The sequence below is a fragment of the Archangium sp. genome, from assembly GCF_036388035.1.
Classification (GTDB): Bacteria; Myxococcota; Myxococcia; order Myxococcales; family Myxococcaceae; genus Archangium.
The window spans coordinates 1-9,240 of record NZ_DASVSO010000399.1 but is presented as its reverse complement, the minus strand read 5'-3'; the positions used below and the strand labels follow the sequence as shown (position 1 = coordinate 9,240).

The window sequence follows — 9,240 nt, the reverse complement described above, 5'->3', positions numbered from 1 at the left end:
GAGCAGGGGCTCTTCCTCAACGTGGCGGTGCCCTCCAACCGCAAGGAGTGGAGCCGCTTCAGCCTGTGCTTCGACCTGGACAAGTCCTGGACGGTGGGTCGCTCGAGCCACCCGGACTTCCTCCACCCCTTCGTCGTGCCGGTGGAGAACCTCAAGGCCGAGCCCGCCCAGCCTCTCCTCGCCGATGGTACCCGCTCCGAGTACCCCATCCGCGGCATGACCGCCGGGCGCGACCTGCAGCTCCACTCCGTCACGGGCGTGTACGTGCTGGGCAAGACGGGGCGCACGCCCATGCGTCCGGCCTTCCTTCCAGGCGAGGGGCCCAGCTACGAGCTGGACGAGGCGCTCGACGAGGAGATGCGCACGCGCCACAGCCTGCTGGTGCGCCTGCCCGAGGCCTTCCAGGAGCCCCAGAAGCTGCTCGTGGAGGCCCTCTGGTTCCAGCCGCACTTCGTCTCCGAGGCCGTTGGCCGGGTGAGCGTCTCCACCCCGGGCCGGCACGTGGAGGGATTGAACTGGCAACTGGTGGGCCGGCTCGAGCCGCACCGTGACAGCTCGCTGCGCAATGACGTGGCGGGGTTGACCCGGCTGCTGGCCTGGAAGGTCAAGTCCACGCTCGAGCGCAACGAGCTGGCCGCTCTGCTGAACTACCTCGGCACTCCCGCCGAGGAGCCCTTCCGCCGCGTCATCCCGTGGATGCGGGAGCTCAAGGCCACGGTGGCTCCAGACGGCGCGCTGCGCGGCTCCGGCCTGCTGCACGTCTACGAGCTGCTGCTCGAGCCCTTCGACCCCGCCGCCGAGCCCCTGGTGGCCTGCTTCCTCGAGCAGGTGCAGCACCTCCTGGAGGCGTGGAACGGCGAGGCCTCGGTGGTGCTGCGGGCCTCCATCGCCGGGGCTGGTTCCTTCCCGTTGAAGGTCTCTTCATGAAACTCGAGCATTGGCAGAGCATTCTGCGAACACACCGTCAGGTGCGCTCGCAGCTGGACCAGTCACTGCCCGCCGAGCCCGCCTCGGGCCAGGAGCGCACGCAGGTGCGGGTGGGCTCCCAGGGTATGGCCCTTCTCCAGCAGCAGCTCCTGGCCGAGGTGGCCGGTCTGCAGAAGGTCCTGGGTGGGGCCTACCGGGAAGACGAGATCGACGAGGCGCTGCGCCCCTTCGTCTACCTCGTGGACGAGATGGTGCTGCGCCGGCTCGCCGAGGCCGAGCAGGCGGACTGGCCGATGCTGCAGTACAAGCTGTTCGGCATCGACTCGGGCGGAGATCGCTTCTACGAGCTGGCCGACGAGAAGCTGGTGCAGAAGGGGGCCTCGCCGCTCGTCTTCGAGCTGCTGCACTTCTGCCTCACCGCCGGCTTCGAGGGCCGCTACGCGGGCAACACGGCCCGGCTGCGTGAGTACAAGGAGCGGCTGGCGACCCGCATCCCCACGCCGGAGTCAATGCCCGCTCCCTTGCCTGCCGCTGCCCAGGCCCCGCTCGTCCACGCCTTCCCGCTGCGCTACTACGCGGCGTCCGGATTCGTCGTCGTGGCCGTACCAGTGCTACTGTGGTGGCTGTCGAGATGATGGACGCGGCGCAAAGGATGAGGGAGCCCCAGGAGCCCCGGACGCAACTGGAGCGCCTGCAGAAGGCCATCCATTCCGAGCTGGGCACGTTGAGCGCGGGCGCGGAGCCCCTGCTGGACGAGGTTCGCACCGGAGTGGCGGCGCTTTTCCCGGAAGCGGGAGGCACGCGCCTGGCGCCCAAGGAACATGAGGCCCGACACGAGGAGCTTCTGAAGTCGTTGGACGGGCTGGAAGACGTGCTGGAGGCACTCCAGATGGCCGCGCGTGGTCGCTCCGTGACGAGCGCGGCCCGCGGGGGGGGTTGAGCCGTGGGGTCGCAGCTGCTGAACATGGTTTTGTCACAGGCGCCGGGCGCGGGAGATCCGGTCCAGGCGCTGAACTCGGGCACGCAGGCGCTCAATTCCGGGACGCAGGCGATCGACTCCGGGGCGCAGTCCGTCACCGCGAGCGCGACGACGCTCCAGAAGGTCTGGGCCATGGTGAGCCCATACCTGGTGTGGCTGCTGGCGCTGATCGCCGTCGCGCTCCTCGTGGTCTTCGTGGTGAAGGTGGTCGTGCCCTGGTGGCGCCAGCGGCGCTCCGCGGCTCCGTCCTCCAACGGCCCTCCGCCCATGGCCTCCAACCGGCTGCAGCGGGTGCGCCAGGCCTTCCTCTCCGGGCTGCCCTGGGCCAACCGCGCCGCCGTGGTGGATCTGCCCACCGTGGTGGTGCTCGGCCCCGCCGGCGGTGGCAAGACGCAGCTCATCGGCCTGGACGTGGACTGGCAGCGCCAGGCCCGCCAGTTCCTCCCCAGCTACACGGCGGATCCGCTGCTCCAGGTGTACCTGGGCCCGGACTGCGTGGTGCAGGAGGTGTCGGCCCCGCTGCTGGAGGATGAGTCGCTCCAGGCCCGCGGCGCCCTGCGCCGGATGTGGCAGAAGTGCTTCAACCACCGGCAGAAGGGCCTGGCCGTCATCGTCCTGGACGTGCGCTGGCTCTCCGACACCCCGCCGGATGAGCAGCGGCGCATGGCCCAGCTGCTGCGCGGCAAGCTCAACCTCATGTCCGAGGCCCGCCGCTCCCCCGTGGAGACCCGCCTGTGCCTGACGCACATGGATGGGCTGGAGGGCTTCGAGGACTTCGCCCGGCTGCTGAAGAAGCACGGCGTGCCGCTCTCCTTCGACATCCCCAAGCAGGGTGAAGAGGGCAAGCTGGCCTCGCTGTTGGAAGGGCAGGAGCAGTACCTGGCCCTGGGTCTCACCTCGCTGCCGGTGGACGACTTCGAGCGCCTGGAGCACTTCTACTCGCAGGGCGGGCGCTCCTTCGCGGCGCTCGGGCGCTTCGTCTCCGCGATGCTGGAGGGCGACACCCTCTCCTTCAAGCCCCAGCTCACCCGGGTGTTCTTCTCCTCCCCCACGCCCGAGGCGCGCGCCAGCGGCACGCTCTCCGTGGCGACCGAGGAGGGCTCCAGCCAGTCGCTGCGTCAGCTCTACCTGCGCACGCACCTGCAGCGGGCCGCGATGATCGCCGTGGCGGGCTGTCTGCCGGTGGTGCTCGCGTACGCCCACTTCTACTCGTTGCTGGAGGATGCGCAGGAGCAGCTGCAGCTCTTCGAGAACACCGTCGCGCAGATGCGCAAGCAGGGCCTGAAGGGCAGGGGAGAGGTCGTCGAACAGCGGGTGAACGCCGCCGCCGACGCGCTCCTCCAGCTCAAGCGGGCCGAGCGCTGGTGGCCCCCCCTGAGCTCCAGCTTCCCCGACGAGACGTCGGATCTGCGCCAGCGGCTGGCCCGTGGCATCCGGGAGAGCCACCTGCGGCCCGCCCTCGAGTTCTGCCACGAGAAGAAAGAAGGCAACAAGCGAGACAACTGCCGCCCCGAGCAGGTGGTCTACCTGATGGCCGCCCTCTATGCCTCGAGTGGGGACGGTCTCGGCGCCTTCATCAACTCCACCGTCCCCCAACACTCGCGGCATTGGCGTGAGGACGCGTCGGCGGGCAGCGGGACGTCGGCCGTCGCCGATCTCGAGAAGACCCGCACGTGGATCTCCGCGCTCGAGCTGCGCGAGTCGCTGGTGGCCACCTACGCCCTCGCCAGCGACGAGCCCTGGGAGCGCACTCCGCCCTGCCGCGCCGGGGCCGTGCAGCTCTCCAACAACGCGGACGAGGACTGGTCCTGCTGGCCCTACCCGGAGCTGGTGACGGTCGATACCCAGCTCAAGCCGTGGTTGGAGCACTTGCAGTTCCTGAAGACGGAGCTGGAGATCGGGAAGGCCGACCGCGTCCCGAGCCCGACCCGGGACGATCTCGAGAGGCTCAAGGCGGCGCTCCATGAGCGCCGGGCGGAGCGCGAGCGGCTGCAGGCGCAGCTCGCCGACCTGGACGTCTACGCCTCGCTGCCCACCGTGCTCAACCTGATTGACTCCTCGGCGGTGGAGATCGACAGCTCCCATTTCCAGGGCGTCCGGAGCACCATCGAGGTGCTCAAGTGGCTGCGGGAGAACCGGGACACGCTCGCCGCGGTGCTGCGCATGGAGGAGGATGCCTACGCGGGCTTCCTGGCGGTGGAGAAGCTGAGCACCGCCGAGCTGCTCACCCGCGAGGGTCTCTGGCTGACGGGCGACAACAAGGGCCCGTACCACATCGAGAACCTGCTGCAGAACACCTTCCCGTTCAACCCGCCCGAGCTCTCGCGCGGCCTGCTGCGCGCCTGGCTCAAGACCGACGAGAAGAGTGGTCTGGCCAGCCGTGGGTGGCATCTGGAGGTGAGCCGGACGCCTTTCGACTCCGAGATCAAGCCGCTGGTGGATGACTTCACCCAGCGCCTGAAGAACGCCCAGCTTCCGACGGACGAGATCGCCAAGCGCGAGAAGTACATCCAGGATCGGATGAACTCGTTCTCCCAGGGCTACCGCGAGGGGCTCTTCCACTCCATCCGCAACTACCACTTCGACGCCTCGCGCCAGCAGCTGCTCGACGGGCTGGCCCGGCTCACCCAGCCGTCCTCGGAGCAGGTGGACATGCTGCGCGACGTGGCCCACCGGGCCAACCTCGAGCCGCTGGAGGGGCCCTACTACGAGCCGCTGCGCAATGCCGTGGCGCCCTTCCGGCCCCTCACCCAGCTCATGACGCCGGACAAGAACGGCTACTACGCCGCGCTCGCCCCGTACCACGCGCTGGTGGCGCAGATGCATGACGAGCTGGACGCCGCGTCCAAGTCCGGTCAGGGCAAGCCCGGTGACGACAAGGCCGGCAAGGACAAGGCGCCGGCCAAGGACAAGGCGGCGGAGGCGTCTGCGGAAGGCGAGCAGGCACAGGCCGAAGCGGGCACCGCGGAGCTCGCGGACATGATGACGCCGCTGGAGAAGGTGGCCCTGTCCATGCTCCTCGAGGAAGAGGGCTCCTACCTGCGCAAGGCCCAGGAGTGGTTGGACACGCAGGGCATCACCGGTGAGCTGCGCCAGCCCTTCCTCAAGCCCTTCCTCCAGGTGCAGAGCCTGGGCAAGAAGGAGCTGGAGAACACCCTGGCGCAGCAGTGGGCGGAGGCCTCGGGGCGCATGCTCAAGCCCATGATGGCGCGCTACCCCTTCAACCCCGAGTCGCCCGAGGACGTGGATCCGGGCGAGCTGGAGGTGCTGCGCCGCAAGGACGGGGCCTTCTGGCTCCTGGTGAACCAGATGTTCTCCCGCGTGTGCGTGGAGCGGGGCACGCAGTGGTCGCTGCGCGGCCCGCTGCGCGACAAGCTGGAGATGCCCGACGAGATGCTGCTCACCCTCAGCCGGCTGGCCCGCCTGGCCAAGCTGCTGTGGGATGACGAGGGCCGGCCCCGGCCGCTGATGCTCAAGGTGCAGCCTCAGCCCCTGCCCGCGCCGCCGATGACGGGCGTCTTCGTCACCATGTCCTCCCTCAAGTGCGGCAAGACGACCGCGTACGGCTTCAACCAGAGTCCCACCTGGCAGGACTTCCCCGTGAGCTGGTGGGATCAGCAGGTGTCGTCCATCGTGCTGGAGCTGCGCTCGCCCGCACGCGACGTTCCCCAGTACCTGTCGTTGCCGTGGAACCGCTCGGCTTGGAGCTGCTTCCGTCTCTTCGAGGAGGCCACCCTCACCACGGAGCAGCGCCGGCAGTGGAGTCTGGCCCTCCAGGGCAACGGCGTGAGCAAGCGTGGGGTGGAGATCAGCTTCGGACTCAAGGGAGATCCCTGGGTTCCCTTCCGGGAGGTGCCGCGATGAGCGCCCGCGTGTTTCGGTGGACGGCCCTGGCCGCGCTGCTGCTCGGTGCCTGTGGGCCGAGCAGCATCAACCTCAGCATCAAATCGCCGCCCGGGACCAACCTGGGCCGGCCGATGTACATGCTCGTGCGGCAGGTGGATCCCAAGCAGTACGCCAACGAGGCCTACTCCGAGGTGGCCGCCAAGGTCGGTGCTCCGGACACCACCGTGCTGCAGACGGCGGTCATCTACCCGGGCACCATCCAGCGCTTCAAGCTGAAGGCGCCCAAGGAGGGGGCGGTGGCCGTCTCCTTCCTCTTCACCGCGCCGGATGGCAACTGGCAGATGCTGCTCAGCCCGCCGTCTCCCACCGCGGTGGACGTCGAGCTGACCGTGAGCCGCATCCTGAGCGACACGGTTCCCCCGGCCATCCCCTCGGAGCCGGGCGCGGCGCCAGAAGCGCCCAAGGGGCCGCCCGAGGCGCCCAAGATGCCGGAGATGCCGAAGCTCCCCGGCGCCTGAGTCACGCGGCCAGCGAGCGCATCTGGGCGTCGACCCGGTCCATCATCGTGTCCACCCAGGTGCGGGCCTGCTCCAGCGGCTGGGCGAACAGGTTGGACTGCTCGATCGACGCCGCGATCTTGTCCAGCGGCGCGAGGAGCTGCTCCCGGGCCGCATCCACCTGGGTGGACAGGGCGTCGATCTGCTTCGCCGCCGCGTCCATCAGCCCCCCGGCCTGTTGCGAGAAGGTGGTGATCACCTGATCCACCCGCGGGGTGATCTCCTGCTCGATGCGCGCCCGGCCCTTGCGGACCTCCTCCAGCGCCTTGTCCATCGAGGTGCGGGCCGTGTCGAGCCCGGTCTTCGTCTTCTCCTGACCGGAGGCCACCTGCTTGTCGATCGTCTCGCCCAGCTTCGCCACCTGATCGGTCGCGCGCTTCACCCCGTCGGCGAGGCTCTGCTGGAACGTCCCGAGCTTCTCCTTCACCTGCTCCTTGAGCGTGTCCACGCGTTTGGCCACCTGCTCCTGGAGCGCCTCCACCTGCTTGACCACCTGGTCGCGGGCGGTCGCGATCTGCTTGGAGATCTGCGCCATGAGCTGCGTCACCTGCGCCACGGCCTGATCGATGCTGCTCTGCACCGACTCCTTCAGGGTCTGGATCTGCTGCACGAGCTGCTGCTTCAGCGAGTCCACCTGGGCCAGGGCCTGCGTCTGGATCTGATCCACCTGGGTGACGAGCTGCTGCTGCAGTGAGGAGATCTGCTCGCCCACCTGCTTGGTGATGGTGCCGAGCTGGGTGGAGATCTGGGTCACCACCTTGCTGATGGCCTGCATGGCCGGATCCACCAGCGGCTTGGGCAGATCCGAGGCGGGAATGGCCTCCAGCAGTTGCACGGCCTTGGCCAGCAGGGACTCCAGCGTGCCGACCAGGGTCTTGTAGAGCGTCTGGAGCTGCTCGAGCTTCTCGGGCAGGGCGGTGAAGATCGCCTGAATCTGCTTCTCCACCTGGGCGATCGTGTCCATCAGGCTGTCGAGCACCGCGGAGGTGGCTTCGATCGTCTGGCGGACGGGGGCCTGGATGGACTCGAGGGTGGTGAGCGCCGTCTTCATCAGGGCATCGATCGCCTCGGTCCCCTGGGTGATGACCGTGTCGATCTGCTTCTGCACCTGGTCGAGGAACTGCTCCACCAGCTTGATGCCGTCCGCCACCTGCTTCACCTGGTCGCCCAGGGTCCGCTCGATGGTGTCGAGCACGTGGTTGACCTGCTCGCGCCCGGTGGTGAGGGTGCCGCCGACGGTCTTATCCAGCGTGTCGAGGAGCTCGGTGGCCGTCTGGGTGGTGCTCTTCAGCTGGGTGCGGATCGGCTCCAGCCCCGCGCGCAGCTGACCCACCAGCCGCCGGACCTCGGCCTTCGAGGACTCGCCCGCCGACTGGACGTTGTCGTGCACCTTCTGCAGGGCCTTGGAGGGCTCGCCGATGGCGGTGTCGAGCGCCTGGGTCAGCCGCTGGGTCTCCTCCCCAATGGTCTGGCGCACCTGCGTCATCGGGGCGAGCACCATCTCCGTCACGGCCGTGAGCTTCGTGGCCGCGCCCTGGAGCTGCTGCTCGGCCTGGGCCTGGAGCTTCTGGAGCTCCTCCTTGAGCTGTTTCTCGCGCGCGTCGAGCTCCGCGGTGGCCTTCGTCAGCTCCTGCTTCGCCTGGTCCCGGAGCTTCCCGTATTGCTCCTTGAGCTGCTTCTCGCCTTCCTCGAACTTCTTCACGCCCTGGTCCAGCTGGGCGCGGACCTTCTGGAGCTCCGCCTTGAGCTGCTGCTGGCGGGCCTCGAGCTGCGCGGCGGCCTGCTTGTCCTCTTTGGCCGCCCTGGCGCGGAGCTTCTCGAGCTCCTGCTCGAGCTCCTTCTCGCGAGCCTCGAGCTGCGAGGTGACCTTCTTCAGCTCCTGCTCGGCCTGCGCGCGGAGCTTCTCGTACTCGCCCTGGAGCTGCTTCTCGCGCTCCTCGAGCTTCGCCTCCAGGGCGTCCTTGCGCTTCCTCAGCGCGGAGGCCAGCTCGGAGGTGAGGGACTCACAGCGCTGCACCACCTGCTTGCCCAGCCCATCGAGCTGCGCCACGAAGGACTGCTCCTTGGCCTTCACCTGGCCCTCCAGGGCCTGGCAACGGGAGGAGACCGCCGGCTCGATCGCCGTCAGGCCGGTTCGGACACGGCCTCCGGAAGTCTCGAGCTTCTGCCGCAGGGCGAGCACCTCGGCCGCGGCCATGTCGAACCTGGTCCATAGCGCCTTCACTCAGGGCTCCATCTCCGCCAGTTTGGCGTCCAGGGAATCAACCTTCTTCAAGAGCTTTCCGCCCACCACTTCCACCTCGGGTTGCTCACTTCAGCTTCAGGAGTGCGGCCTTGGCCGCTTCCGCGGACCCCGCCAGCTCGCCCACGCCCTGGGACAGCTTCGAGGACGCGCCCTGGAACCCACTCTTGGCCTCCGCCACCTTGGCGCCCACCTCCGCCCGGGCGCCGCTCAGGGCCGCCTTCGCCTCCGCCTGGGCGCTCTTCATCTTCGCACGCACGGCGGCCATCGCGCCCTGGTAGGCGGCCGAGGTCTCCCCGATGGCCCCCCCCACCGCCGACGAGAGGTCTCCCTTGGCGGCCTCCACCTGGGGAGAGACATCGTAGGTGGGGGTGGGCGGGCCGCCGCTGGGCGACTCCTTCACCTGGATGAAGAGGTGGCCCTCGCCCATGCGGACCACCTGCGTGTCACCCCCGGAGGTGCGGTGCATGCGCCACACCGGCTTGTCGTCCTGGAAGTCGTGCGTCATCGCCGTCTGGCTGGTCTTGTTCCAGCCGAGCAGCACCTGATCGCCCTGTCCGTCCTGGGGCGTGCGCACGCCCTCCTTCCAGTCGAGGAAGCGGAGCAGCTCGGCGCGGTCGAAGTGGAGCCCCACCATCACCCGCGTGTTCTTGTACGGCGGGAAGAAGAAGTGGCCGGGGAAGTGGATC

5 protein-coding genes and 2 pseudogenes are annotated in these 9,240 nt (G+C 68.8%); 5 read left to right on the top strand and 2 right to left on the bottom strand.

Annotation, left to right across the window (positions count from 1 at the left end; all coding sequences use genetic code 11):
• The 5 genes and pseudogenes from VF697_RS16200 to VF697_RS16180 all read left to right on the top strand — a co-directional run.
• Positions 1-927: pseudogene (locus VF697_RS16200) on the top strand (hypothetical protein); the annotation flags it as partial.
• Complete coding sequence (locus tag VF697_RS16195) at positions 924-1,562, top strand: DotU family type IV/VI secretion system protein (protein WP_331095948.1); 639 nt, start codon at positions 924-926, stop codon at positions 1,560-1,562. The pseudogene VF697_RS16200 and the gene VF697_RS16195, both read left to right, overlap by 4 nt.
• 17 nt (positions 1,563-1,579) lie before the next feature.
• Positions 1,580-1,867 carry a hypothetical protein gene (locus VF697_RS16190; protein WP_331095946.1) on the top strand — a complete coding sequence of 96 codons (288 nt, stop codon included), beginning with the start codon at positions 1,580-1,582 and terminating at the stop codon, positions 1,865-1,867.
• Between the two features lie 3 nt (positions 1,868-1,870).
• Positions 1,871-5,770: a type VI secretion IcmF C-terminal domain-containing protein gene (locus VF697_RS16185; RefSeq protein ID WP_331095944.1), complete on the top strand. Its 3,900-nt coding sequence runs from the start codon at positions 1,871-1,873 to the stop codon at positions 5,768-5,770.
• Positions 5,767-6,270 (top strand): hypothetical protein, encoded by a 504-nt coding sequence (locus VF697_RS16180; RefSeq protein WP_331095943.1) that lies wholly within the window; start codon positions 5,767-5,769, stop codon positions 6,268-6,270. Before VF697_RS16185 ends, VF697_RS16180 begins: the two co-directional genes overlap by 4 nt.
• A gap of 1 nt (position 6,271) precedes the next feature.
• On the opposite strand, the gene VF697_RS16175 is transcribed toward VF697_RS16180, so the two are convergent.
• The gene (locus VF697_RS16175) at positions 6,272-8,533 is read right to left on the bottom strand and encodes a hypothetical protein (RefSeq protein ID WP_331095941.1); all 2,262 of its coding nucleotides are present in this window, start codon (positions 8,531-8,533) and stop codon (positions 6,272-6,274) included.
• Positions 8,534-8,618: 85 nt separating this feature from the next.
• Positions 8,619-9,240, bottom strand: a pseudogene (locus VF697_RS16170) (hypothetical protein); the annotation flags it as partial.

Coding starts and splice junctions, on each gene's coding strand:
- VF697_RS16195 (WP_331095948.1), top strand. CDS start 924: ATGAAACTCGAGCATTGGCAGAGCATTCTGCGAACACACCGTCAGGTG.
- VF697_RS16190 (WP_331095946.1), top strand. CDS start 1,580: ATGAGGGAGCCCCAGGAGCCCCGGACGCAACTGGAGCGCCTGCAGAAG.
- VF697_RS16180 (WP_331095943.1), top strand. CDS start 5,767: ATGAGCGCCCGCGTGTTTCGGTGGACGGCCCTGGCCGCGCTGCTGCTC.